Raw genomic sequence first — 26,496 nt, 5'->3', positions numbered from 1 at the left:
TATTGTGTTGCTGTTGGTAAAATGGCATAATAGGGTACTTCTTTTTCCAATTTATAATGATTGCCTACGACACTTTCGAAAACTTTCCATTGGTCGTAACGCAAGTTGTCAATGACAACAAATAAATTAGGTTTGTCTTTTTTTACGATTTCAGGAACGACTAATTCCCGGAACAGAGTATGGGATTGAATGGGTTTATCTGCTTTTGGAGCAAACCAATCTTCATAATTACGTTCTATGAATTTACCAAATTGTGAATTGGCTTCCGCTTTTTGGGATTCCAAAATTTCAATCATACCTTGGTCATCAATGTTTTCAAGTTCTAATTCCCAAAAAATCAATTTTTTATATAATTCTATCCAATCTTCATAAGAATTTACCATTGCCATTTCCATCGAAATTTTTCGAAATTCCTTCTGGTAATCCAATGTTGTTTTCTGAGAAACTAATCGAGAGTGGTCTAAATTTTTCTTTAAACTCAATAAAATTTGATTTGGATTCACTGGTTTGATTAAATAATCGGCAATTTTAGAGCCAATGGCTTCTTCCATTATATACTCTTCCTCGCTTTTTGTAATCATAATCATTGGAATTGAGGATTTCTTTTCCTTCATTTCCGAAAGGGTTTCCAAGCCACTCATTCCAGGCATATTTTCGTCTAGAAAAACGATGTCAAAATTATTTTCTTCAAAAATATCAATTGCATCACGACCATTATTGCAAGTTGTCACACTGTAATTTTTCTTTTCTAGAAATAAAATGTGAGGTTTTAAATAGTCAATTTCGTCATCGACCCAAAGTATTTTTATCTTATCCATAGTTTTACAAAAAGTATTCAAAAGTAATAAATCAATGTGGCAATTTACTTTTTTTAAAATAGTAAAATATTAAAATTTTACTAATTGTTTGATTAATTTTATCAGTTAATCAATAGTTGAATTAGAAGAATATATCTTTTTAAGTTTGTATTTATTGCCATATTAATAAAAAAAATAATTATTTTTTTATAATTATGTTAATTAAAATAATTTTATTCGATATGTTTGTTAAACAAACTAACTCAAATATTTATGAAATCAAAATTTATCAAAAGTTGTTTTTTTATTTTAAATGTTTTTTCATTTTCTGTTGTAATGGCTCAACATGCATTTGTAAATACGCCACCTGAGATTTCTCCAATGGTTATGAAACCAGAAATGACTGAAATTTGGGAACCTGAAGTAAAAGTGGTTACACCTGCAGTAAAATTAGGCGATGCTCCCTCAGATGCTATTATTTTATTTAATGGTAAAAATATGGATCAATGGGTGAGTCAAAAAGATGTTTCAAAAGCATCACCTTGGAAAATAGTAAATAATGATTATATGGAAGTGGTTCCTGGTTCAGGAGCTATACAAACCAAAATGCAGTTTGGTGATTGTCAATTGCATATTGAATGGAGTGCGCCAGATGAAGTAATTGAAGGAGGACAAGCTAGAGGAAATAGTGGTGTTTTTTTTCAAAACAGATACGAACTTCAAGTTTTAGACTCTTATAATAATAGAACCTATAACAATGGTCAAGCTGGAAGTATTTATAAAGATCATCCGCCACTAGTAAATGCAATGAAAGGGCCATTAGATTGGAATTCTTATGATGTAATTTATACTGCTCCACGTTTTAAAGCTAATGGGTTAATTGATGAACCAGCAAGAATTACAGTGCTTCACAATGGGGTTTTAGTTCAAAATAATGCTACAATTAATGGATTGACATTATATATAGGTTTGCATAATTATCCTTCCCCTCATGGAGAAGATGTCATTTTGCTACAAGATCATGATAGCAAAGTTCAATTCAGAAATATTTGGATTAGAAGATTATAGAATATAAAGACTATAAACACAAGTGAAAAAGCAAATGAATACTATCTATTTAAATTGAAAAGTAATCTAAATGATTGTAATAAGCACGGGCATCAGAACATTAGCTTTAATCCTCTTTGTAGCTTTATACTTAAAAATTAAACTAAAACACTCTTAAACAATACAATACAATTTATTTTTTTTAAATAGTAAAACAATTATTTTGTAAATTCGTCGTTTATTTATTTTCTAAAATCAGAATCATTTCTAGAAAACGGCATAATTATTGTCGCAAACAACACAAATAAAATTAGATTATTATCCAATGAGAAAAATAATTTTTATATTAATACCAATTGGAATCCTCTTTTCTAGTTTCAAAAAAGGACTGCCAGATAGTAGAAAAACTCCGTTTGAAATTTCGACAGTTACAGCTTTAACCGAAGCAAGGCTTTTGGAACGGGTAAAAATTATAAAGCAATTCATTCGCAATAACCCAAAATACAGCAATGAACTGGCATTTTTTATTGATATGCAAATTATGTCTGGCAAAAACAGATTTTTTGTGTATGACTTAAAAAAAGATTCAATAATAGATCAAGGTTTGGTGGCTCACGGCCTAGGTTCTGAAACTGGAAATAGTGGAGAATTGAAATTTAGCAATACAAATAATTCACTTTGCAGCTCATTAGGTAAATATTATGTTGGGAAAGATTATTTGGGAAAATTCGGTAAAGCCTACAAGTTATATGGATTAGACTCTACAAATAGTAATGCTTTTGCGAGAAGCATTGTGCTGCATAAATATAGTTATGTGCCTTATGTGGAACAAGATAAAACCATTTGTCATAGTTTTGGTTGTCCAATGGTTAATGAAATATACTATGAGAGAATTGAAAAAATAATTGACAATTCTAAAAGGAATATCATTTTAGATATTTATTATTGATAGAATTACTGCTTTGCTTATATTTGTTCCTCAAAACAAACCAATATAGTGAGCGAAATCAATAAGCTAAAAATATTCAACGACCCTATTTACGGGTTTATTACCATCCCAAATGCTTTAATTTACGATTTAATTCAGCATCCTTATTTTCAGCGATTGCGACGTATTTCTCAAATGGGATTGTCTTATTTGGTATATCCAGGAGCTAATCATACCCGTTTTCATCATGCTTTAGGTTGTATGCATATTATGCAAAAAGCCGTTGAAACATTACGTTTTAAAGGAGTTTCTATTTCTAAAGAAGAAGAAAATGCTTTGTACATAGCCATTTTATTGCACGACATTGGTCACGGACCATTTTCGCATGCAATGGAAAAAAGTATAGTAGAAGATGTGCATCACGAATCTATTTCGCTTTTATTTATGAAGCAATTGAATTTGGAATTTGAAGGCCAATTAAGTTTAGCAATTCAGGTTTTTAAGGGTGAATATCATAGAAAATTTATGCTCCAATTGATTTCAAGCCAACTCGATATGGATCGAATGGATTACTTGAAACGAGATAGTTTTTATTCGGGTGTAGCAGAGGGGAATGTCAATTCTGAGCGATTAATTCAGATGATGAATGTAGTTGATGACGTTTTGGTTATTGAAGAAAAAGGAATTTATTCCGTCGAAAAATTCTTGATGTCTAGACGATTAATGTATTGGCAAGCTTATTTACACAAAACGAGTTTAGTTGCTGAGTTGATTTTAACGAAAGTTTTGAAACGCGCTAAAGAATTGACACAAAAAGGAATTGTTTTACCTTGCAGCGAACCGTTAATGTTCTTTATGCAAAATAAAATTACCTTCGAAACTTTTGATAGTGAAAACCTGAATTTATTTTCACAACTGGATGATTTTGATATTATTAGTGCTTTGAAATCTTGGCAAAATCAGGAAGATTTCATCTTGTCGTCGTTGAGCAAAATGATTATCAATCGTGATTTATTGAAAATAAAATTAACCGAAGAAAAAACTTCCTCAGAAGAATTGAATGAGCTGAAAGAACGTTTTGCTTTAGAAAACAACATCAGCTTGGCAGAAGCAAATTATTTTATTTTTAAAGGTAAAATTAAAAATCAAGCTTATAGCAAAGAGGCTGAACCGATACGGATTTTAAAAAAAGACAAAACTATTGAAGATGTTGTCGATGCCTCCGATCAATTGAATTTGAAGTCGTTATCGAAATCAGTGACCAAATATTATATTTGTTTTCCAAAACAACTTGTATAAAAACGAACATTTAAAATCTATTTTTTATATTTTTGTCGGGATGAAACGAACCAGTACTTTTTTTTTGACTATAAGCAGAACATTATATAGGGAGTTCCATCTTATTCCTATAAAAAATATAATCAGATAAGATGAAATTTACAGCAGAACAAATAGCGGGAATTTTAGAGGGCACGGTCGTTGGAAATCCCAATGCCGAAGTTCATAAATTATCCAAGATTGAAGAGGGATCCGAAGGTTCGCTTACCTTTTTGGCAAATCCAAAATATCAAAATTATATTTATACCACACAAGCTTCGATTACCATTGTAAATAATACTTTCTTTCCTGATGCAGAATTGTCAACTACTTTAATAAAAGTAGAGGATGCTTATTTATCATTCTCTAAATTACTGGAGTTTTACGACCAAGCAAAACGTTCTAATAAAATAGGAATCGAACAACCTTCTTTCATTTATGAAAATGTAAAGTATGGTGATAATTTATATTTGGGAAGTTTTAGTTATGTTTCAAAAAATGTAGTTTTAGGCGAAAATGTAAAAATTTATCCCAATTGTTTCATTGGAGAGAATGTAATAATTGGAAATAATGTCACTATTTTTGCTGGCGCAAAAATTCATTCAGAAACAGTAATTGGTGATAATTGTAACATTTATTCTGGTGCAGTTATTGGAGCAGACGGTTTTGGTTTTGCACCAAATCCTGATGGGACATTTTCAAAAATCCCTCAAATAGGTAATGTTGTAATTGAAGATAATGTTGATATTGGAGCAAATACAACAATTGATAAAGCTACGATGGGCTCCACAATCATTAGAAAAGGAGTAAAATTGGATAATCAAATCCAAATTGGGCATAACGTAGAAATTGGTGAAAACACCGTGATTGCAGCTCAAACAGGAGTTGCTGGTTCTACAAAAATTGGAAAAAGTGGAATGATTGGAGGTCAAGTGGGAATAACAGGACATTTGACCATAGGAAATAATGTTCGTATTCAGGCACAATCAGGAGTTGCTCGTAATATTAAAGACAATGAAATCTTGCAAGGAAGCCCAACTTTTGGATATAATGATTTTAGCAAATCCTACGTTCATTTCAAGAATTTACCTAAAATTGTTACAGAAATAGAAGAATTAAAAAAACAAATAGTAAACCAAAAAAATGGAAAAAATGGTTAAACAGAAGACCATCAAAACGGAAATTTCGTTAACTGGAGTTGGATTACACACAGGAAAAGAAGTAAAAATAACTTTCAAACCTGCTCCAATAAATAACGGTTTTACCTTTATACGAAAAGATCTCGAAGGTCAACCCGTAATAGAAGCCGATGCAAATTATGTTGTAAACACGCAAAGAGGAACCAATTTAGAAAAGTTAGGAGTAAAAATTCAAACTCCCGAACATGTTTTGGCAGCATTGGTTGGTTGTGATTTAGATAATGTAATTATCGAATTAGATGCTTCGGAACTTCCAATAATGGATGGTTCGTCAAAATATTTTGTTGAAGCTATTGAAGAAGCTGGTATCGAAGAACAAGAGGCTAAAAGGAAGGTGTATGTAGTTAAAGAAGTGATATCTTATACTGACGATGAAACTGGAAGCGAAATTCTAGTAATGCCTTGCGATGATTATCAAGTTACAGCTATGGTTGATTTTGGTACAAAAGTGCTTGGAACTCAGAATGCTACAATGAAAAATATCTCCGAGTTTAAAACAGAAATTGCTGATTCAAGAACTTTCAGTTTTTTACATGAATTAGAATCTCTTTTAGAAGATGGTTTAATCAAAGGAGGTGATTTGAATAATGCAATTGTTTATGTGGATAAAGAAATTTCCGAAAAAACAATGAATAATTTGAAAGTCGCTTTTGGAAAAGAAAAAATTTCAGTAAAACCAAACGGTATTTTAGATAATCTAACCTTGCATTATCCAAATGAAGCAGCTAGACATAAACTTCTAGATGTTATCGGCGATTTAGCTTTAATTGGTACAAGAATTCAAGGAAAGATAATTGCAAATAAACCAGGACATTTTGTAAATACAAATTTTGCAAAAAAAATGGCCAAAATTATAAAAATTGAACAAAGAAATTATGTTCCTGTTTTTGATTTGAATCAAGAACCTTTGATGGATATTCATAAAATAATGGCAGTACTTCCTCATAGACCTCCATTTTTATTGATAGATAGGATAATAGAAATGTCTGATACTCATATTGTTGGATTGAAAAATGTTACAATGAATGAAAATTTCTTTGTAGGACATTTTCCAGGAGCACCAGTTATGCCAGGAGTTTTAATAGTTGAAGCAATGGCGCAAACAGGAGGAATATTAGTATTGAGTACGGTTCCAGATCCCGAAAATTATTTGACTTATTTTATGAAAATTGACAATGTCAAATTCAAGCACAAAGTGCTTCCTGGAGACACTCTTATTTTTAAATGTGATTTAATTACTCCGATTCGAAGAGGAATTTGTCACATGCAAGCCAATGCTTACGCCAATGGAAAACTCGTTGCTGAAGCAGAATTAATGGCGCAAATAGCTAGAAAACAGTAAATTGGGTTAAGTTTTAAGTGATTAATATGAAACTTTAACCCTGAAACAAAAACAGAAATATATGAATCAACCTTTAGCATATGTTCATCCCGGTGCAAAAATTGCAAAAAATGTGGTTATTGAACCGTTTACAACTATTCATAATAATGTTATTATAGGAGATGGAACTTGGATAGGTTCAAATGTTACTATAATGGAAGGTGCAAGAATCGGGAAAAATTGTAATATTTTTCCAGGAGCAGTGATTTCGGCAATTCCACAAGATTTAAAATTTGGAGGAGAAGATTCCTTGGCAATTATTGGTGACAATTGCACCATTAGAGAGTGTGTAACCATCAATAGAGGAACAATTGCTTCTGGACAAACGGTTGTTGGTAATAATTGTTTAATTATGGCAGCAGCACATATTGCCCATGATTGCCATATTGGAGATAATGCCATTATTGTTAATGGAGTTCTTTTAGGTGGACACGTAACAATTGGTAAATTTGCCATCATTGGAGGTTTGTCAGCTGTACATCAATTTATTAGTGTAGGCGATCACGCTATGATTTCAGGAGGTTCGCTGTTAAGAAAGGACGTTCCTCCATTTACCAAAGCTGCAAAAGAGCCTTTATCATACGTAGGAATCAATTCAGTAGGATTAAGAAGAAGGGGGTTTACTTCTGAAAAAATAAAAGAAATTCAAGAAATATATAGAATTCTTTATCAAAAAAATTACAATGTAACCCAAGCAATAGGAATCATTGAAGCCGAAATGGAAGCAACTCCTGAACGCGACGAGATTTTGGATTTTATTAGAAATTCATCTCGTGGAGTTATGAAGGGATATACTGGAAATTATTAATCCCCACCTCACCTAAGGAAAGGGAATTTAGCAACAAATAAAAAACAAATAATACAAATTATCTATTAACAATATCACTTTTTGTCTCCACGCTTTGGCGTGGGCGGGGTGAGGAAACAAATAAACTTTAAAATGGCATCTACATCAGATATTAAAAACGGATTGTGCATAAAATATAATAATGATATTTATAAAATCATTGAATTTCTTCATGTTAAACCTGGAAAAGGTCCTGCTTTTGTGAGAACAAAACTTAAAAGTTTGACTAATGGTAAAGTATTAGACAACACCTTCTCGGCGGGTCATAAAATTGAAGAAGTGAGAGTTGAAAACCACAAATTTCAATATTTGTATCCTGAAGGTGATGAGTTTCATTTTATGAATGTAGAATCTTTTGAACAAATTTCTTTAAATAAAAATGTTTTGGATTCTCCAGATTTATTGAAAGAAGGCGAAAGTGTGATGGTAAGCATCAATACAGAAACTGACTTGCCACTTTCTGTTGATATGCCAGCATCGGTAATACTTGAGGTGACTTATGCCGAGCCAGGAGTTAAAGGAAACACTGCTACAAATGCTACAAAATCTGCTACGGTTGAAACTGGAGCAACAGTAAATGTTCCATTGTTTATCAATGAAGGTGACAAAATCAAAATTGATACTGCTTCTGGAAATTATATGGAACGCGTTAAGGAATAAGTACAAAATCCTGATGGAAAATTATGAAATTTAACAAAAAGCATACATTACAAGAAATCGCATCGATTATTAACTGTGAATTTGTTGGTAATTCTGATTTTTTAGTTTCTGGAATGAATGAAATTCACGTTGTTGAGGAGGGAGATATTGTTTTTGTTGATCATCCTAAATATTATGACAAAGCTTTAAATTCAGCCGCAACAACCATTTTGATTAATAAAAATGTGGATTGTCCGAAAGGAAAAGCCTTGTTGATTTCAGATGATCCATTTAGAGATTTCAATACTTTAACGAATCATTTTAAACCATTTCAGTTTTCTAATGTTGCAATTTCGGCTTCCGCCAAAGTGGGAACAGGAACAATAATTCAACCCAATTCATTTATTGGAAACCACGTTGTCATTGGGAAAAATTGTCTAATTCATTCAAATGTTTCTATCTATGACCACACTATAATTGGTGATAATGTGATTATTCACGCAGGAACTATTCTGGGAGCTGATGCTTTTTATTATAAAAAACGTGCTGAAGGTTTTGATCAATTAATTTCGGGAGGAAGAGTTGTGATTGAAAACAATGTTGGTATTGGCGCACTTTGCACGATTGATAAAGGAGTTACAGGCGATACAACCATTGGTGAAGGAACAAAAATCGACAATCAAGTACATGTTGGTCATGACACTGTTATTGGAAAAAAATGCTTAATTGCTTCTCAAACGGGAATTGCAGGTTGTGTAATAATCAAAGATGAAGTAACAATTTGGGGACAAGTTGGAACAACAAGTGGAATAACAATAGGGGAGAAGTCCGTAATACTTGGGCAAACTGGTGTTACAAAATCAATTGAAGGTGGCAAAACTTATTTTGGAACACCAATAGAAGAATCTAGGGAAAAATTGAAACAACTCGCTAACATCAAAAAGATGCCAGAAATTCTAAGTAAATTAAAATGATATGTCAGCCAAAGAAATTGTTCTAAAATTTTATAAATCGGAAGCACTGATTAATAGTGAAATATTGAAAGATTTTTTGCATCCAGATATTTTGATAGATTGGAACAGTAGCAAAGGATTTATTCAAATGAATTATGATGATTTAATGGATTTATCCAGCAAGTTGGGAAAAGCTTACGTAAGATCAAAAGTAAGAATAAGCCATATTGTTGTTGAAAAAGATATGGTTTCGGTTCGCTATTCCCATTTTGTAAAGACTATAGAAAATCCTAGAGAAGAAATGTTGTTGGCTCATTTTATGGTAATTTGGCAATTAAAAGAAGGAAAATTGTTTAGAGCATATCAAATAAGCCAATTATCCTGATTTAGTTATAAAAAACTGAATCTTGAATACTGATAACTGTTTACTATTTTATACTTTTGCAGCACGAATAAAAAACTACAAAAAAATAAATATATTATGAGTGTTTTAGTTAATAAAGATTCCAAAATAATTGTTCAAGGTTTTACAGGAAGTGAAGGAACTTTCCACGCTTCTCAAATGATTGAATACGGTACTAATGTTGTAGGCGGAGTTACTCCTGGAAAAGGAGGAACAACCCATTTAGATCGTCCGGTTTTCAATACAGTTAAGGATGCCGTAGATCAAGCAGGAGCTGATACAACCATTATTTTTGTACCGCCGGCTTTTGCTGCTGATGCAATTATGGAAGCTGCCGATGCAGGGATTAAAGTTATTATTGCCATTACTGAAGGAATTCCTGTTGCTGATATGATTAAAGCTAATAATTATATCAAAAGTAGAGATTGTAGATTAGTTGGTCCTAACTGTCCTGGAGTAATTACTCCTGAAGAAGCAAAAGTAGGTATTATGCCAGGTTTTGTTTTCAAAAAAGGAACTGTTGGTATCGTTTCAAAATCAGGAACTTTGACTTATGAAGCAGCTGACCAAGTGGTAAAACAAGGACTAGGTATCACAACCGCAATTGGTATTGGTGGAGATCCAATTATTGGAACAACCACAAAAGAAGCCATCGAATTATTTATGAATGATCCAGAAACCGAGTGTATTGTTATGATTGGTGAAATTGGAGGTCAACTAGAAGCTGACGCTGCCAAATGGATTAAAGCTGATGGAAATCGTAAACCAGTAATTGGATTCATTGCTGGAGAAACTGCTCCAAAAGGAAGAACAATGGGACACGCAGGTGCAATCGTTGGTGGTGCTGATGATACAGCTGAAGCCAAAAAGCGCATTATGAGAGAATGTGGAATTCACGTTGTTGACTCACCTGCTGAAATTGGAAAAAAAGTAAAAGAAGTATTGGGTTAAATTCCAAAAAACAAATTCTAAATAACAAAATAAAACTCCGTCTAGTTGAATAAACGAGATGGAGTTTTTTCATAAGTTGTGTTGCGGAAACAACCAACTATAAACAACAAACAATATAATGTATAAAGAATTAAAAAAGTTCAAAGTCAAAAATCAATTTAGTTACACAACTGATGATAGTTTAGAAGAAGTTTGCAATGCGTCAGAAACCGGAAGTGGAATTTTCCTTGTGTATTCAGTTGATGGAGAAGAAAAAGAATTGATTATGGTTGGTTCAACTGGAACAATCCAAAATGACGGAACACTAAAAAGCAAAAACGGTGGATTATTCGATAAGATCGTAAACGGTCACCAATTTGCGAAAACAGGAAGAAAATATTCTTGGCCAGCCCAAATGAAACTAGAAAAAATAGAAAGATTAGAAATCTATTGGTATGAAACTTTCAACGAAAAGAATAAAGTAATTCCAACTTTCGTAGAAGGACAAATTTTACAAAATTTCTTGGACGAAAATGCAAAGTTGCCAAGATGGAATGTAGCTTTTTAATAAAGATCAATAAATATTTCAAAAAGCTTTACTTCGGTAAGGCCTTTTTCATACTTCAAATTTCATAAAATGGCTAAATAATCTATATTTGTAAATCGAAAAAAAAACTAAACTATAATATGAAATTACTCGAAGGAAAAGTGGCCATCATCACAGGCGCAAGTCGCGGAATTGGAAAAGGAATTGCTGAAATTTTTGCAAAAAACGGTGCAAACGTGGCGTTTACATACAGTTCGTCAGTTGAATCAGCCTTGGCATTGGAAAACGAATTGAATGAAATGGGTATAAAAGCCAAAGGATATCAATCGAATGCTGCCGATTTTAACGAAGCACAAGCCTTTGTCGATGCTGTTTTAGCTGAATTTGGGACTGTTGATATTTTGATAAATAACGCAGGAATTACCAAAGACAATTTGTTGATGCGTATGTCAGAAGCTGATTTTGATCAAGTAATTGATGTCAATTTGAAGTCGGTTTTTAATATGACCAAAGCCATTCAAAAAACATTTTTAAAACAACGTGCAGGTTCTATTATTAATATGAGCAGTGTAGTAGGAGTGAAGGGAAATGCTGGTCAAACTAATTATTCAGCTTCGAAAGCGGGAGTTATTGGGTTTACAAAGTCAGTTGCTCTTGAATTAGGTTCAAGAAATATTCGTTGCAATGCAATTGCACCAGGATTTATTGAAACCGAAATGACAGCTAAATTAAGTGAAGATGTTGTGAAAGGTTGGAGAGAAGGAATTCCGTTGAAACGTGGCGGAACTACCGAAGATGTTGCCAATGCCTGCCTTTTCTTAGCTTCAGATATGAGTGCTTATGTTACTGGTCAAGTATTAAATGTTTGTGGAGGAATGTTGACTTAGTATAAATAAATAATGACGACAAACACTATTCTATTTCTTCTGTTTTCATTGATGATAGCAGGTGGTTTGTCGTTTTTTCAATATTATTATAAAGCCAAAACCAAGTCGAAAGTGAACTTGATTTTGGCTTTTTTACGTTTTCTATCCATTTTTGGGATATTACTCATACTGATTAATCCAATAATTTCAAGAAAAACTTTAGAAATAGTCAAAACACCTTTGCCAATTGTTGTTGATAATTCGAGTTCTATTATTGATTTGAAAGCCAAAGAAACAGCATTGGAATTGTATAAAAAACTGTTTCAAAACAAGGATTTGCAAGAAAAATTTGATGTACAATCGTATCTATTTGATAGTGAATTTCAACAATCAGACGAATTTAATTTCAAGGGAACTCAAACCAATTTAGAGGAAGTAGCTAAAAGCTTGAAAAGCATCTATAAAAACACCACTTTTCCATCGGTTTTAATCACGGACGGAAACCAAACTTTGGGAAATGATTACGTATATTCTTTTGATGCAAATAATAAAATTTATCCTTTGGTTGTAGGAGATACGACCCCATTTTTAGATTTGAAAGTAAGCCAATTGAATGTCAATAAATATGCTTTTCAAAAGAATAAATTTCCTGTGGAAGTATTTTTGCAGTATTCAGGAAACAAAAGTGTAATAGCTGATTTTAGTATTTCCCAAAGAAATTCAATTTTAAACAAACAAAGTATTTCGTTTAGTTCATCGAAAAAATCAGCAATTATAAATGTTTTACTACCTGCTGATAAAATAGGTTTGCAGGTTTTTAAAGCTGCAATTTCATCCAAAGAAAAAGAAAAAAACACCTATAATAATACTAAGAATTTTGCGGTTGAAGTCATTGATCAAAAGACAAATGTAGCAATAATTTCAGCAATAAATCATCCTGACATTGGTGCTTTGAAACGTGCAATTGAATCTAATGCACAGCAAAAAGTAACTCTTGTTAAACCTAAAGAAATCAATGAATTACAAGATTATAATGTTCTAATTTTATATCAGCCAACTGCTGAATTCAAGTCGCTTTTTGAAAATAATAAATTAGCTGGAATTAATGCTTTAATTATCACGGGAACTAATACTGATTTCAATTTTTTGAACCAACAACAAAACAGTTTGGTTTTCAAAATGAGCGGACAAAAAGAAGATTATTTGGCGGGATTTAATTCTCAATTTAATCTTTTTGCAACGGATAATATTGGCTTCGAAAATTTTCCGCCTTTGCAAAATGCTTTTGGAACAGTAACTACAAACAGAAACGTTTCGACTTTGCTTTCATCGAAAATTAGAAATATTGAAACTAATTCGCCATTATTGGCTTTTGCCGAAAATCAAGGCAAACGTTCGGTTTTTTTGTTGGGAGAAAATTTTTGGAAATGGCGTTTGCAAAGTCATATTGATAATCAATCATTTGAAAAGTTTGATGTTTTCGTAGATAAAATTATTCAATATTTAGCTTCCAATAATTCTAAGAAATCGTTGGTTGTCAACCACGAAAATTTTTATAATTCGGGCGAAGCAATTGAAATTTCAGCTTCCTATTTCAATAAAAATTATGAATTCGACGAAAAAGCACGATTGACGATTTCGGTTACGAATACAAAAACCAAGCAAGTCAAAAACTACGATTTATTAAGAGCTAATAATTCCTTTAAAGTAAATCTTGACGGACTTTTGGCAGGACAATATAATTTTTTGGTAAAAGAATTAAACTCTAATACGACATACAATAGTCATTTTGAAATTCTGGATTTTGATATTGAAAAACAATTTGTTAATCCCGATGCTCAAAAGCTGAACCAATTGGCTTCGCAAACACAAGCTAAAGTACATTATCCAAATCAAGTTGATGTTTTAATAAAGACACTTTTGGAAGATGAAAATTACAAAGCCATTCAAAAAGAAATTGTGACCAAAACTCCTTTGATTGATTGGGTTTGGTTGCTGGTTATGATTGCAATTTCTCTAGCTTCAGAATGGTTTATCAGGAAATATAATGGAATGTTGTAGGCTTAAATTCCGTTTAATTAAAATATAGAATTATGGATTTTAGACTTAAAGTTTTCTTTACTGTTGCCAATAGATTGAGTTTTACAAAAGCAGCGAAAGAATTATTTATTACGCAACCAGCCATTTCTAAACACATTCAAGAGTTAGAAGAAGAATATAAGATCAAATTTTTTGAAAGAAACGGATCTAAAATTTCGCTTACCAATGCTGGTAAACTTTTGTTGGAGCACACTAAAAATATATTTGAAATTTATCGGGAAATAGATTTTGACTTGAGTGCATTAATTAATCAGCAAAGAGGTTTACTTCGATTGGGAGCCAGCACCACCATTTCGCAATATATAATTCCGCCTCTTTTGGCTCGTTTTCATCAAAAATTGCAGGAAATAAAGGTTAATTTGCTTAACGGAAATACGGAGCAAATTGAAAATGCTTTATTAAATAAAGAAATTGAAATAGGAATTGTTGAAGGTCAATCTAAAAATCAATCCATTAAATACACCGAATTTTTAAAAGATGAATTGGTATTAGTATGCAATAGTAAAAATCTCCTAATACATAAAGAACAAGTAAGTCAAGAGGATTTAAAATCAATGCGATTTTTGATGCGTGAACAAGGTTCAGGAACACTTGAAGTAATTGAATATGCTTTGAAGCCCTTAAATATTAATTTGTCACAATTGACAATTGAAATGAAATTAGGAAGTACAGAAAGTATAAAATCTTATCTTATGAATTCAGATTGTGTTGCTTTTATTTCGATACACGCCATAGAAAAAGAGCTTAAAAATAACGAATTAGTAATTCTTGATATTGAAAATTTGGTCATAGAACGTTATTTTTATATTATCACTTTACAAGGAAAAATCGATGCGCTTTCAGAATTATTTATTAAAAATATGGCGAGTTATTATAATTTAAAGTTATAGCTTATTATTTTATACGATTAGTTTAGATTGAATAATCTATTCACCTTTGTAGAATAATAACTCAACTACTTTACATTGGAAACAAATCACGAAGTAATTCAAAAACAGTCCCCATTATTTTTTAAAATAAACTCTACCGTTCAACAAATTATTTTTGTTGCGCTCATATTATTTTGCACAACACCTTATAGTTCTCCTCCGATAGCTTTATTGTTAGGATTAGTTGTAGCAAATCTTTCTGGACATCCATTTTTAAACCTTAACCATAAAGCAACGAGTATTTTATTGCAGATTTCTGTTATAGGTTTAGGTTTTGGTATGAATGTCAACAGTGCCTTATCCGCAGGGAAAGAAGGTTTTTTATTTACCATTGCGTCCATTTTTAGCACCCTGATTTTGGGAACGCTTTTAGGAAAATGGTTCAATATTGAGAAAAAGACATCCCATCTAATTTCGTGTGGAACTGCAATTTGTGGAGGAAGTGCCATTGCAGCCATTGCACCAGTAATAAAATCAGATGAAAAACAAACTTCAGTAGCTTTAGGAGTTATATTTATCTTGAATTCGGTTGCACTATTTTTGTTTCCGGCAGTTGGCCATTGGTTGGGTTTATCTCAAAAAGAATTTGGATTATGGTGTGCCATTGCCATTCACGACACAAGCTCGGTGGTGGGTGCTGCTAATAAATTTGGAACAGAAGCCTTGCAAATAGCGACAACCGTAAAATTAGCCAGAGCATTATGGATAATTCCGGTAGCTTTAATAACGGCTGTTATATTCAAAAATAAATCGAGTAAAATTAAAATTCCTTATTTCATAGGATTATTTATTCTAGCAATGCTATTAAATACTTATGTTTCAAAAACAGCAATCGTTGCTCCTTATTTGGTTTCAATTGCTAAAATAGGACTTACTTTAACTTTGTTTCTGATTGGGGCAGGATTGAATAGAAGCATATTGAAAACAGTTGGTATAAAACCTTTATTTCAGGGAGTTTTGCTATGGGCGTTTATTGCAATTGCATCGCTTACAGCTATTGTGTATTTTAATTAGTGATTATATTATAATTAATTATTGGAATTTTTTCCTTTTAATTATATGAAATTTTAGGCGTAAATAATCATACCATTGGGCAATTAAAAGAAAAAAGGCCGCAATAAAAAGTGTTTTTATTTCGATAAAATGGTAAATAAAACCTCCTGAAAAACAGCCTACAAAAAACAAGGTGATTATTGATAATCGTAGATAAATACTGGTTTTCAATTTCTTTACTTCTTCAGGTTTTTTATAAAAAAAGAGCTGAGATAATTCGATTCCTAAATCAGTAAAAAGTCCTGTTAAATGGGTAGTTCTTACGGTTGATTTAGAAATATTTGTCACTAATGAATTTTGGATTCCCATTGCAAAAAGCATAAAAAATGCTGTCAATTTTCCTTCTAAAGAGGATATGCCAGTTTGAACCCCAAAAATCCCTACGCCAATTAAAACTAGCATTTCTATAATGATAGGAATTATATGTGAAAATTCAGGATTTTTTTTTGAAACTAATTCTGCTAAAAAGCTAGAGGTAAAAGCCCCAATTAAAAAGAAAATTGTGAAGAAAAAGAAACCAATAGCAGCAATGTAGTCGTGTTTAGTGATTTCTTCCGCAAAAAAGGCAAAATGGCCAGTTACATTAGTAGTCAAAGTTTTCACGGCTAAAACCCCTGTGATATTAACTATTCCCGCAACAAAAGATAGCAAAGTTGCTAACCTTAAATTATGTGCAAAAGTTCTATTTTTCCCTTTATGACGAAACATTATTTTTTTTGCAAAAATAGGGAATTTGATATTATAAAAGTATTCTGTAATTCCAAATTTATTTTTTACAATTTTAATAGTCTCATTTTACTACCGATTAATTGATTTTCTAAAAACTGAAAACTCGAATTTTAGTATTAAAAAACTACAACTTTATTTCGTTGTAGTTTTTTTTTGAATTATGTTCTGTTTTATGTGTAATATCTTAATTTATTATTAGATTTACGCATCATATAAAAATATCAAAAATATAATCTAAAGCTTGGTCATTATGAATATTAAGAATCGTCTAACATTGATGAGTTTTCTCCAATTTTTTATCTGGGGAGCTTGGTTAATAACCGTTGGAAATTATTGGTTTGCAACAAAACAATGGAGTGGAGCCGAGTTTGGTGCCATATTTTCAACCTTGGGACTTTCTTCTATTTTGATGCCAGCATTGACTGGGATTATTGCAGATAAATGGGTAAATGCTGAAAAGCTATACGGAATTCTGCACATTTTAGGAGGTTTAGCACTTTGTTATATTCCTCAAGTTGATAATCCTATAACATTTTATTGGGTTATTTTTGGTGCGATGCTTTGTTATATGCCAACGATTTCCTTATCAAATTCTGTGGCTTATAATATTTTGAAAAATAATGATTATGATGTTGTCAAAGTTTTCCCGCCAATTCGTGTTTGGGGAACTATTGGTTTTATTGCAGCTATGTGGATTACTAATTTATCTGGAAACAAAGCCTCTGCCAATATGTTTTATATAGCTGCTTTTGCTGCTTTTGTACTAGGGATTTACTCTTTTACTTTACCTAAATGTCCTCCGCAAAAACTGATTGATAAAAATGCTTCGTTTGCCCAAAAATTAGGTTTAGATGCTTTTAAATTATTTGGAACTTATAAAATGGCTTTGTTTTTTATTTTCTCAATGTTTTTAGGTGGAGCCTTGCAGTTGACCAATATGTATGGTGATGTATTTTTATCAGAATTTGGAAATATTCCTGAATATGCAAATAGTTTTGTGGTTCAAAAATCTACTTTAATAATGTCTATTTCACAGTTTTCTGAAACTGCATTTATATTGGCTATTCCATTTTTCTTGAAGCGATTTGGTATCAAACAAGTAATGTTAATCTCAATGTTAGCTTGGGTTTTACGTTTCGGGTTCTTTGCTTATGGTGATCCTTCTTTTGGGGGAACATTTTTAATCATAATGTCTTGCATCGTTTACGGAATGGCATTCGATTTCTTCAACATTTCAGGTTCGTTGTTTATCGAAACGACTACCGATTCTTCTATTCGTTCCAGTGCTCAAGGCTTGTTTATGATGATGTCTAATGGTTTTGGTGCTTTCTTTGGAGGCATTGTAAGCGGACAAGTTATTGACACTTTTTTCACTCACGATGGCGTGAGAGATTGGCACAACATCTGGTTGAGTTTTGCCGGATATGCTTTGGTCATCGCTATAGCTTTTGCCGTTTTATTTAAACACAAACACAATCCTGAGGAAGTGGCGCAAGTGAGTCATTAAGAAATTATTTTATATAACAAACCCGACAAGTTTTTTAAAACCTGTCGGGTTTTTCGTTTTTATAAAGCTTTCCAGCCTTCAAAAGGAGGGAAGCTTTACTATTTTATGTTTCTTTTGAATGCTAGATTTTCTAACAAATTCATATCCAAAAGGTTGATAAAAAATACCAAATTCTTCTCTAAAATTGTGAATATCTATTTCTAGGAAAGGTCATTTTTTCGTCCCTAAAATCTATCTTTGGCATCCTTAAAAAAAATAGATATGAGCGCAATTTGGTATGAATGCAAAGTAAAATATAGAAAAACAGATGAAACTGGAACTCAAAAAGTGGTTACAGAACCCTATTTGGTAGATGCTTTATCTTATACAGAAGCCGAAAAAAGAATTAACGAAGAAATGGCTGCTTACATTAGCGAAGAATTTAAAATCACCAACATCAAAGTGGCTAATTATGCCGAGATACATCCTTTTGAAAACGCAGATCGTTGGTTTAGATCCAAAGTTTCATTAGTGGCGTATGATGAAGAAAGCGGCAAAGAACGCAAGACAAATATGTATTTATTGCTTCAAGCCAATGATGTAAAAGAAGCTTATGACAATACAATTTATGCTATGAAAAACACTATGGGCGATTACAATATTCCAGCCATTTCTGAATCTCCAATTATGGATGTTTTTCCTTATTTTAGTGGCGAAGAAGGAGCATTAGAAGAACTAGAACGATTTAACACACTTAAAGATTCGAAACCAATTGTAGCGCAAGATCAACAAATAAGTATTGAAGCAGAACTGGAAATGGCTCTTGAAGAAATTAGTTAAGCGAATAAATAATTGACATTTATTTGTGTTTATGGGAACGGTTTGCAAAACCGCGCTAGCTATGTTCTTGTTTTTCTAGGGAAGCTATGCGAAGTCAGACTTCGTAGCTATTTCAATAGGCAACAAACACAAGTCATAAAAATAAGTTGCTAAAGTTGTAGTGGTATATAGTAGTGGGTACGAAGTCGGGAGACTTCGCACAGCGGGGTACGGCACGGAAATTTATCAAAGAAGGATAGCGCGGATTTGCAATCCGTGCCAATTGCAATTATCAGAATTACTAGGACTTCTTTTTAATTTTATTTCTCCTTACTTTGTTTGCTAGTATTTATGGGCACGGTTTGCAAAACCGCGCTAGCCGAACACTAGAAATTTATCTCCAAATCTGGTGCTTGTCTGTGACGAGTACCTACTTATTTTTTGTAAACTGAATAAAGCGTTTGCAACGCGGCTCATACAAACAGACTCCCATAGAGGTTCGAGTATATTTATTAAAGTTATTTCTGGTTTTAGTTATCCGCGTTGCAAACGCTACGATTTGTCTTTTAATTTAAGTAGGCACTCGATGCAATCGAGCACCAGAAAATGCGGACAAACGGGCGCCAGTGGGGTGTAAGAGATTGGCACAATATCTGGTTGAGTTTTTCGGGTTATGCTTTAGTGATTGCGATTGCTTTTGCGATTTTGTTTAAACACAAACACAATCCTGAGGAAGTGGTGAACGTGAGTCATTAGGAAACTTTTTTATATAGCAAACCCGACAGTTTTTTTGAAAGCTGTCGGGTTTTTTTATCTCTAAATCTGGTGCTTGTCTGTGACGAGTACCTACTTATTTTTTGTAAACAGAATAAAGCGTTTGCAACGCGGCTCATATAAACTGACTCCCATAAAGGTTCGAGTATATTTATTAAAGTTATTCCTGTTTTAGGTATTCGCGTTGCAAACGCTACGATTTGTCTTTTAATTTAAATAGGTACTCGAGCAATCGAGCACCAGAAAATGAGAACAAACGGGCGCCAGTGGGGAAAATTTAGGTTTATTACTATTGTACCACCCGAAAGGATTCGGGCGGCAGCGGAGAATTTGCAGAGTTGCTAAATCTCATTCCGTTATTTTTACTTTATGCATTAATGGTTCCAGTTTGCTATATTCAGTAATGATATTTATCGTAATTATTGCTAATACTATTCCAATACCATTGGATACCATTTCAGCAATTGTGCTAGTAGTCAATTCGTCAATTGTTTCCGCTTTCATAGAATATTTAAAAACAAATCGTCCAACAAACCAATCAATAATCCAAAATGTCCACCATAAACTCAAGGAAGGCATTGAAAAGTGCTCAGTTGTATGCACATCATTTCTTTTTAAAAACAAATGGGTTTCCTGAAATAATTCTTTCATTATTTGGTAAGGTCTAAATAGGTTTATAATGGGTACAAACCAACAGCCTGCAGCCCAACCCTCAGTTTCCGATAAGTGATTCACTCTCAAATGAAGATTAAAATAAGCACGTCTGAACCATTGAATAAAAGTAATAGCGGACACCACAAAAACAATAATTTGAATGATACCAATGGCTTGTTCCCGATTGTCATTTGAAGTGGCATATTCTATTGAAATTTCGCCTCCATTTGCAGCTGTTTGCAGTAAATCATATTGAAAATAACTGGAAACTAATGAAATACAATTCATTGCCAAGGCAATCCAAATTAGGATAATTGCATTTTGAGACCGTTGTTCGTTTGGTTTTAAATTTTGCATTTTTTTTTCTTACTTTTTAGTATTTATGTGGGTACGAGTCGGGAGACTTCGCACAGCGGGGTTATTTATTTTAATTTTCTTCGTAATAATAGGAATAGTCAATTCCTTTCATAAACATTTCTCTGCTATTTATTTCAGTGGTCAAGGCATTTTTCAACAGTCTTTTAAGTGAACTGTTGTTTACTGAACTTTTTACCATTGCGTTCATATAATCGTTTTTGCCAATTTTACTCCAATCCACGCATTTTTTCAGGTGTTTTTTCAATATCAAATCCAGCCAAATACGAGTGCTTCTGCCGTTGCCTTCCATAAACGGATGTGCAATATTCATTTCTACATATTTAGTTACGATTTCGTCAAAACTAGCTTCGGGCATTGCTTCAATTTGTATTAAAGTATCACCCAAAAAGCGAGATGAGGCAAATTGAAAACCACCTTTTGAAATGTTTTTTTGCCTAATTTGTCCTGCAAAATCATATAAGCCGCCAAACAAGTACCCGTGAATCTGTTGCAAGCCTTTGGTTGTGCCAACTTCTATACTTTCGATAAAAGAACTTTCAAACAAGGCATAGGCTTTTGTTTTACTTTTTCCGTCAATGCTTTCATCGCTGTAGGTAAACCAATCGATAAACCGGTTGGCTTTTGTTCCGGGAAAAGTTTTGCCCAATGCAATAATTCCGTTGTAGTCAAGCATATCGGACTTGTATTTTTTGCCATCTGCCGCTGTTAATTTCAGTTGGGTAGTGGTACTAACCAACTGACTTCCCTCTTTTTTCAACTTGGCTTTAAGGTACTTCCAATAGTTACGGGTTTTGGAGTAGTCGTTTTGGTCAGTAAGTACAGCCACAATATCCAATACCGAAAACCACCACTTGGCGTTTTCTTCCTCCCACAAAGCACGCACTTCGCGGTCGTCAAAGAATCGTATGGATATTTTTGTGTTGCTCATTTCATTTTATTTAAAAATTGACTTTTAATGGGTACGAAGTCGGGAGACTTTGTGCAGTGGGTTTTGTTCAACTTGTTTATAAACCAATAACTCTATTCCAATCAGCAACATACATATATATTCTTTGAAACTCAGAAGGCAGTAACATTCTATTATGAGCAATAAAATTACGAGCTTTCTCTAACTCGTCCATTCTTTGGTTTAGCCAATGTTGAGATGGAATTAAATTACTAAAAAACTCCCATTTTTCTATCATTATTTTGGCTAACATACCAAAATCGACAAACCCAAGAAGGTCACTTTTTTCTCCTTCTAACCACGAATCTTTCATTGCTGTTGCTTGTCTGCTTTCAGCGTTGGTTTTTATGTTTTTTGGAAGTTTATCCCACCAATCTAAACCTACATTTTCTTCAAGAGTTTCTCGAATAAATGCTCTGATTTCATTTTCAAAACAATTTATAACAGCATAAAGTCTTGCCATTTCTAACCCATTATTCCTCCTGCTAACCCCAAAAGGAGATAATGCTTCAGCTAACAGTTGTTTTTCAGTGAACTGATTGTCCGCACCAATTTGAATTCCAGCTTTTTGGAATCCATCTGCTTCAGATTCAAACATTAATCCTCTGAAAAAGAAATCTCGTAAATCTTTTTTACTAGTCAATCAAATGTTCTTTTAGTGATTTAAATATTGCGTTATAAACTTCGACGTCTTTAGTTGCTGGCAAATGTATTTGTATATTATAATGAAGCCCAACTTTAGATGTTGATAATGTTTTCGGTGTTAGTACATCTTGGGGTTTGTCATCAGCGATAGATTGTTTTTCTTCTTGTTTGTCATGGATAGCTACCCTTGGTTTTGCATTGTGATTCAAATCTGCCATTTCTAAAAGAGTTCGGGCGGTAGCGGGGACTGAATCTCATTCCACTATTTTTACTTTATGCATTAATGGTTCCAATTTGCTATATTCAGTAATGATATTTACCGTAATTATTGCTAATACTATTCCAATACCATTGGATACCATTTCTGCAATTGTGCTAGTAGTCAATTCATCAATTGTTTCGGCTTTCATTGAGTACTTAAAAACAAACTGTCCAAAAAACCTATCGATAATCCAAAATGTCCACCATAAACTCAATGATGAAGTTGAAAAGTGCTCATTTGTAAATATATCATTTCTTTTTAAAAACAAATGCGTTTCTTGAAATAATTCTTTCATTATTTGGTAAGGTCTAAATAGGTTTATAATGGGTACAAACCAACAGCCTGCAGCCCAACCTTCTGAATGCGATAAATGATTCACTCTCAAATGAAGATTGAAATAAGCCCGTCTAAACCATTGTATAAAAGTAATAGCGGACACCGCAAAAACAATAATTTGAATGATACCAATGGCTTGTTCCCGATTGTCATTTGAAGTTATATCTTCTGCCGAAATTTTGCCTCCATTTGCGGCTGTTTGCAGTAAATCATATTGAAAATAACTGGAAATTAATGAAATACAATTCATTGCCAAAGCAATCCAAATTAGGAGAATTGCATTTTGAGACCGCTGTTCGTTTGGTTTTAAATCTTGCATTTATTTTCTTAATTTCTAGTAGTTTTTAGGGTTGTTGTGGCAAATTGTTGTGGTTTAAAAAGGGGCATCATTAATCAAAACAATTCCCTTTTTAATTATCCCTTTATCATTGCATTTGAAACTGTGACATTGATATAAATCACTCACAACCCCATCTTTAATTTCTACTATTAATTCAAAATATTTACGGGAAACATTTCCAATAAAAGCGTATCCTTTTGATTTATAATTGCAAGTTTTACTGTTACAGAAACCTTGATGTCGATTCAGATAAGTATCACCTGACGCTGAAAATAATATAAAAAAACATAAGGTGGTTTTAAAGAAATCTGTTCTTGAACATTATTTTCCTCATTGTTTATGGTAGTAATTATCATTTTTTCAACTATTAAATCGCAAATATGTTATATTTTAATCACAGTTTTGTCTGCCCAGCTCAGCTTCTTCACCGGTTAGTCCACCCCAATCTCCGCTGATGTTATCCAACATAGCGTTGCATCGCCTTTCTTCCTCTTCTATTAATTCCGCTCTCCATTGTTTTTCATCTTCTTCATAAATTATTTCTTCGAAGGACATTTCATCCCACAAAAGTATTTCTATTGTATAATTAGCTTCTCTGAATTTCATACTGTTATGGTCAAAATTATCTTCTTCACTAAAGACAAGTTGAAGAGTATTTACATTTGGATTTTCATTTATAAAATTTAATGCATTAACTGAAATCCAAATTTTATGAAATTTACCATTAATAATGGCAGAATCAAACAAATGGGTTTCTGCAGCTTTTGGATGATATGGTTTTCTGAATGAAAACTTTTCCACACCAATTTTAGTTTTAATTTGTTCAAATGTATTATTACAATAATGTTTCAACTCGTAATCTGTTATTTCGTCTATAAGAGCAATTTGAATCGATGGATCATTTTGGTTGGATATCTCATTCCATTCATTTTCAAAAACCAATCGGAAACATCTATATTGAATTGAATTTTCAAACTTTTTTAAATTTTTAGGTGTAATGTAAACAGAATAAATTCTTCCTTCAAGATTTACTTTGCAGGCTAAAAATCCTTTTCGGTTGGTAGGAATAAACTCTAAAGGATCATTAAAAACTCCTAAATCACATTTAATACCCCAGCTTGATTTTCCTTTCATAATGATTGATATTTTAGATTATATGAAAATTATGTTACTTTTACCTCTTAAGTTATTTCAAGTTTCCTTCACCCAATTGGGACTTAGTAGCCGGATAACAAAATCATACTTATATTATGTCTTGCAGGGATTTATGCAAAAGCTCAGTAAAATATTTTGTAACGGGTATGTTGTCCTGAGTTTTCGGTACGTACTAAAAATCCAAGCTATCGGGCTTCGTAGATAAGGAAATTAATATTAATCCTGAGTTTGTATCATATTCAATTTCTTTATTTTCGTGCATTTCTAAAAGTGCTATATGTATTTCTGTAGCTGAAACATTTTTTAAATTTTCAACTAAATAATCTCGATTTATTGACTTAGATTCGCCTAAATAACTAGAGAATTTATGTGCATTCTTGAAGCAATCTTTGACGTTTGAAATTATTTCATCTTTTTTCATTGTAATATCAATTGTTTTATAAAGTTATTTTTTTGATTTTAAAAACTTATAATTTCAACATAATGCCTTCTTCAGTATGTTGACCACACAAAAATCCTTGTGTAGAAACTTTTCCTTGTTCTGTTTTCCATAATGTTATAATTGTATTTTTATCTCCAGAAACAACTGGGATCAAAATTACATTTTCTCCAGTCCATTCTTTATAACTTTTTGATATGCAGAATTCTATTTCACTTTGTTTATCTGTAGTATAGTTTGGAATTGAGTATATATCCGAAATTTCATTTTCTATTCTAATAAATTTGCCTGAAAAATTATCAAATTCCGTGTGACCATTAAGAAATTGAAAATATACAAATTTTCCAATTTTTTTTGGTTTCGGTGATTGAGGTTTTATTTTTATTTTAAGATTATGAGCACTATTATTGTATGATTCAACTTTGCCATTTTCAAAGCTAACATAGCTATAACTGTAGAAATATGTGGTCGAATTACCGATTTTGGATATAGAAGTCGGTTGCCCTTGAATTTTTAAAACTTCATCTTCTGTTGAACCTAGACTATAATATGATGATGTTTTTTTTTGAGCATTTACTGTAAGACTAATTAGTATTGCACAAATAAAGAAAAGGACATTTTTACTCATTTTAAGTAAATTTATTAATTTACCTACTTTCAGTCATTTATTGGTCGCTGTTTCGGTTTTTCCGACCGATGACTCTCAAATTTTCTGCTGTTAATTTCTAACCGTTTCTTTCTATTTTCTTGAATAAATAAAAGTTTTTCAATTGGTTTTTCGGACAACGTTGCACAAAATTTTCTGCCAACTAATTTATATGTTTAACAAAATCACGCAAAGCTACCCTATTTCTGGTAAATAGTAGTGAAAATTATCAAACAATATTTAAGTTCAAATATAGGCTTTATTTCTTACAAAATAATAAAATATTTATTTTTTATTTTCAGCTAATGATTTGATTTTTAGTGATTTTTTTGTCTTGTTAAAAATGATAAGATTTGGTAAAAAGAACCTTTGTCAAAGTTTTGAACTTTGACAAAGGTGTTGAAATCCTAAAAGTTATAATTAGCCCCGATAGTAGCGGAAATCCTTTGCGGCCGGTGTTCGGACACAAAGATTGTAGCGGATAGCGGGAGCAGAGCCCATTAAAACCCCAAAAAGTCTTGCTCCTAAAAATCAATAGATTATCTCTGGAGAATTATTTTGCAGTTCAATAAAAAAGAATTACTTTTGCACACCTTTTGGTGAATAAGAGTTTCCTTTGGGTAAAAACTAATTATACAAACAACTTCTGTTGTTTTCTAGCACGTTATGAAACTCGAGAGAATACAGAATACAAATTTTTAATCAGCATGTCTGAACAATTAAAATCACAAGAAGAGTTTTTAGCAAATTTCAACTGGCACAACTTTGAAGAAGGTATTGATGCCGTAGATGAGAAAAACTTACAAGAATTCGAAGACCTAGTTTCAAAAACTTTTATCGCGACATATCAAGAAGAAGTAGTAGAAGGTATTGTTGTTAGAATTACTGATAGAGACGTTATCGTTGATCTCAACGCAAAATCGGAAGGTGTTATTTCCTTAAACGAATTCC

28 protein-coding genes and 1 pseudogene are annotated in these 26,496 nt (G+C 32.3%); 19 read left to right on the top strand and 10 right to left on the bottom strand.

Translation table 11 applies throughout. The annotated features are described in order from the left end of the window. Positions 1-818 (bottom strand): response regulator (locus tag PHC28_RS02650; protein ID WP_300096437.1); only part of this gene is annotated, 818 nt, incomplete at its 3' end. 252 nt (positions 819-1,070) lie between these two features. Between PHC28_RS02650 and PHC28_RS02645 the strand changes: the two genes are divergently transcribed. From PHC28_RS02645 to PHC28_RS02575, 15 genes are all read left to right on the top strand, one after another. Beyond that, positions 1,071-1,865, top strand: a complete 795-nt coding sequence (locus PHC28_RS02645; protein WP_300096436.1) for a DUF1080 domain-containing protein — start codon at positions 1,071-1,073, stop codon at positions 1,863-1,865. 304 nt (positions 1,866-2,169) lie between these two features. Continuing rightward, positions 2,170-2,793 carry a murein L,D-transpeptidase catalytic domain-containing protein gene (locus tag PHC28_RS02640; protein ID WP_300096435.1) on the top strand — a complete coding sequence of 208 codons (624 nt, stop codon included), beginning with the start codon at positions 2,170-2,172 and terminating at the stop codon, positions 2,791-2,793. A 48-nt stretch (positions 2,794-2,841) separates the two neighbouring features. Further along, positions 2,842-4,071, top strand: coding sequence for an HD domain-containing protein (locus PHC28_RS02635; protein ID WP_300096434.1), 1,230 nt, complete (start codon positions 2,842-2,844; stop codon positions 4,069-4,071). 131 nt (positions 4,072-4,202) lie between these two features. Further along, positions 4,203-5,249, top strand: a complete 1,047-nt coding sequence (gene lpxD / locus PHC28_RS02630; RefSeq protein WP_300096433.1) for a UDP-3-O-(3-hydroxymyristoyl)glucosamine N-acyltransferase — start codon at positions 4,203-4,205, stop codon at positions 5,247-5,249. Beyond that, positions 5,242-6,630: a bifunctional UDP-3-O-[3-hydroxymyristoyl] N-acetylglucosamine deacetylase/3-hydroxyacyl-ACP dehydratase gene (locus PHC28_RS02625; protein WP_300096432.1), complete on the top strand. Its 1,389-nt coding sequence runs from the start codon at positions 5,242-5,244 to the stop codon at positions 6,628-6,630. Before lpxD ends, PHC28_RS02625 begins: the two co-directional genes overlap by 8 nt. Positions 6,631-6,691: 61 nt before the next feature. Beyond that, entirely contained in the window at positions 6,692-7,477 is a 786-nt protein-coding gene (gene lpxA / locus PHC28_RS02620) for an acyl-ACP--UDP-N-acetylglucosamine O-acyltransferase (protein WP_300096431.1), read from the top strand. 132 nt (positions 7,478-7,609) lie between these two features. Then, entirely contained in the window at positions 7,610-8,176 is a 567-nt protein-coding gene (efp, locus tag PHC28_RS02615; protein WP_300096430.1) for an elongation factor P, read from the top strand. 23 nt (positions 8,177-8,199) lie between these two features. Next, positions 8,200-9,129, top strand: coding sequence for a UDP-3-O-(3-hydroxymyristoyl)glucosamine N-acyltransferase (locus PHC28_RS02610; RefSeq protein WP_300096429.1), 930 nt, complete (start codon positions 8,200-8,202; stop codon positions 9,127-9,129). 1 nt (position 9,130) lies between these two features. Further along, on the top strand, positions 9,131-9,493 hold the full coding sequence (locus PHC28_RS02605) for a nuclear transport factor 2 family protein (RefSeq protein ID WP_300096428.1): 363 nt from the start codon (positions 9,131-9,133) through the stop codon (positions 9,491-9,493). Between the two features lie 96 nt (positions 9,494-9,589). After that, on the top strand, positions 9,590-10,462 hold the full coding sequence (gene sucD / locus PHC28_RS02600; protein ID WP_300096427.1) for a succinate--CoA ligase subunit alpha: 873 nt from the start codon (positions 9,590-9,592) through the stop codon (positions 10,460-10,462). A gap of 118 nt (positions 10,463-10,580) precedes the next feature. After that, positions 10,581-11,009 carry a hypothetical protein gene (locus PHC28_RS02595; RefSeq protein ID WP_300096426.1) on the top strand — a complete coding sequence of 143 codons (429 nt, stop codon included), beginning with the start codon at positions 10,581-10,583 and terminating at the stop codon, positions 11,007-11,009. Positions 11,010-11,128: 119 nt separating this feature from the next. Then, positions 11,129-11,875, top strand: coding sequence for a 3-oxoacyl-[acyl-carrier-protein] reductase (fabG, locus tag PHC28_RS02590; RefSeq protein ID WP_300096425.1), 747 nt, complete (start codon positions 11,129-11,131; stop codon positions 11,873-11,875). 12 nt (positions 11,876-11,887) lie between these two features. Next, positions 11,888-13,915, top strand: coding sequence for a hypothetical protein (locus tag PHC28_RS02585; RefSeq protein ID WP_300096424.1), 2,028 nt, complete (start codon positions 11,888-11,890; stop codon positions 13,913-13,915). Positions 13,916-13,947: 32 nt separating this feature from the next. Continuing rightward, positions 13,948-14,844 carry a LysR family transcriptional regulator gene (locus tag PHC28_RS02580; RefSeq protein ID WP_300096423.1) on the top strand — a complete coding sequence of 299 codons (897 nt, stop codon included), beginning with the start codon at positions 13,948-13,950 and terminating at the stop codon, positions 14,842-14,844. A 75-nt stretch (positions 14,845-14,919) separates the two neighbouring features. Next, positions 14,920-15,897 carry a putative sulfate exporter family transporter gene (locus PHC28_RS02575; RefSeq protein WP_300096422.1) on the top strand — a complete coding sequence of 326 codons (978 nt, stop codon included), beginning with the start codon at positions 14,920-14,922 and terminating at the stop codon, positions 15,895-15,897. An 18-nt stretch (positions 15,898-15,915) separates the two neighbouring features. Here the strand turns inward: PHC28_RS02575 and PHC28_RS02570 are convergent, their stop codons facing one another. Next, positions 15,916-16,644 carry a YoaK family protein gene (locus PHC28_RS02570; protein WP_300096421.1) on the bottom strand — a complete coding sequence of 243 codons (729 nt, stop codon included), beginning with the start codon at positions 16,642-16,644 and terminating at the stop codon, positions 15,916-15,918. Positions 16,645-16,915: 271 nt separating this feature from the next. Between PHC28_RS02570 and PHC28_RS02565 the strand changes: the two genes are divergently transcribed. The 3 genes from PHC28_RS02565 (at position 16,916) to PHC28_RS02555 (ending at position 19,726) form a co-directional block, all read left to right on the top strand. Continuing rightward, positions 16,916-18,172: a nucleoside permease gene (locus tag PHC28_RS02565; protein ID WP_300096420.1), complete on the top strand. Its 1,257-nt coding sequence runs from the start codon at positions 16,916-16,918 to the stop codon at positions 18,170-18,172. 261 nt (positions 18,173-18,433) lie between these two features. Further along, positions 18,434-18,991, top strand: coding sequence for a DUF4494 domain-containing protein (locus PHC28_RS02560; protein ID WP_300096419.1), 558 nt, complete (start codon positions 18,434-18,436; stop codon positions 18,989-18,991). Between the two features lie 585 nt (positions 18,992-19,576). Then, on the top strand, positions 19,577-19,726 hold the full coding sequence (locus tag PHC28_RS02555) for a hypothetical protein (protein ID WP_300096418.1): 150 nt from the start codon (positions 19,577-19,579) through the stop codon (positions 19,724-19,726). Positions 19,727-20,092: 366 nt separating this feature from the next. On the opposite strand, the gene PHC28_RS02550 is transcribed toward PHC28_RS02555, so the two are convergent. The 8 genes from PHC28_RS02550 to PHC28_RS02515 all read right to left on the bottom strand — a co-directional run bounded on the left by PHC28_RS02550 (position 20,093) and on the right by PHC28_RS02515 (position 25,527). Continuing rightward, on the bottom strand, positions 20,093-20,755 hold the full coding sequence (locus tag PHC28_RS02550; RefSeq protein WP_300096417.1) for a DUF4328 domain-containing protein: 663 nt from the start codon (positions 20,753-20,755) through the stop codon (positions 20,093-20,095). 70 nt (positions 20,756-20,825) lie between these two features. Beyond that, positions 20,826-21,383, bottom strand: coding sequence for a protein adenylyltransferase Fic (gene fic, locus PHC28_RS02545; RefSeq protein WP_300096438.1), 558 nt, complete (start codon positions 21,381-21,383; stop codon positions 20,826-20,828). Between the two features lie 397 nt (positions 21,384-21,780). Beyond that, positions 21,781-22,365 (bottom strand): Swt1 family HEPN domain-containing protein, encoded by a 585-nt coding sequence (locus tag PHC28_RS02540; RefSeq protein ID WP_300096416.1) that lies wholly within the window; start codon positions 22,363-22,365, stop codon positions 21,781-21,783. Then, positions 22,358-22,585 (bottom strand): hypothetical protein, encoded by a 228-nt coding sequence (locus PHC28_RS02535; protein ID WP_300096415.1) that lies wholly within the window; start codon positions 22,583-22,585, stop codon positions 22,358-22,360. Before PHC28_RS02535 ends, PHC28_RS02540 begins: the two co-directional genes overlap by 8 nt. Positions 22,586-22,621: 36 nt before the next feature. Further along, positions 22,622-23,284 carry a DUF4328 domain-containing protein gene (locus tag PHC28_RS02530; protein ID WP_300096414.1) on the bottom strand — a complete coding sequence of 221 codons (663 nt, stop codon included), beginning with the start codon at positions 23,282-23,284 and terminating at the stop codon, positions 22,622-22,624. A 411-nt stretch (positions 23,285-23,695) separates the two neighbouring features. Then, the gene (locus PHC28_RS02525; RefSeq protein ID WP_300096413.1) at positions 23,696-24,439 is read right to left on the bottom strand and encodes a hypothetical protein; all 744 of its coding nucleotides are present in this window, start codon (positions 24,437-24,439) and stop codon (positions 23,696-23,698) included. A 193-nt stretch (positions 24,440-24,632) separates the two neighbouring features. Next, entirely contained in the window at positions 24,633-24,881 is a 249-nt protein-coding gene (locus tag PHC28_RS02520) for a hypothetical protein (protein WP_300096412.1), read from the bottom strand. Between the two features lie 46 nt (positions 24,882-24,927). Then, the gene (locus PHC28_RS02515) at positions 24,928-25,527 is read right to left on the bottom strand and encodes a hypothetical protein (protein ID WP_300096411.1); all 600 of its coding nucleotides are present in this window, start codon (positions 25,525-25,527) and stop codon (positions 24,928-24,930) included. Between the two features lie 725 nt (positions 25,528-26,252). Here PHC28_RS02515 and PHC28_RS02510 point away from each other — a divergent pair. After that, positions 26,253-26,496: pseudogene (locus PHC28_RS02510) on the top strand (30S ribosomal protein S1); the annotation flags it as partial.

The sequence above is a fragment of the Flavobacterium sp. genome (assembly GCF_028712645.1).
Lineage (GTDB): Bacteria > Bacteroidota > Bacteroidia > Flavobacteriales > Flavobacteriaceae > Flavobacterium.
This window is presented reverse-complemented; position numbering and strand designations above follow the sequence as displayed.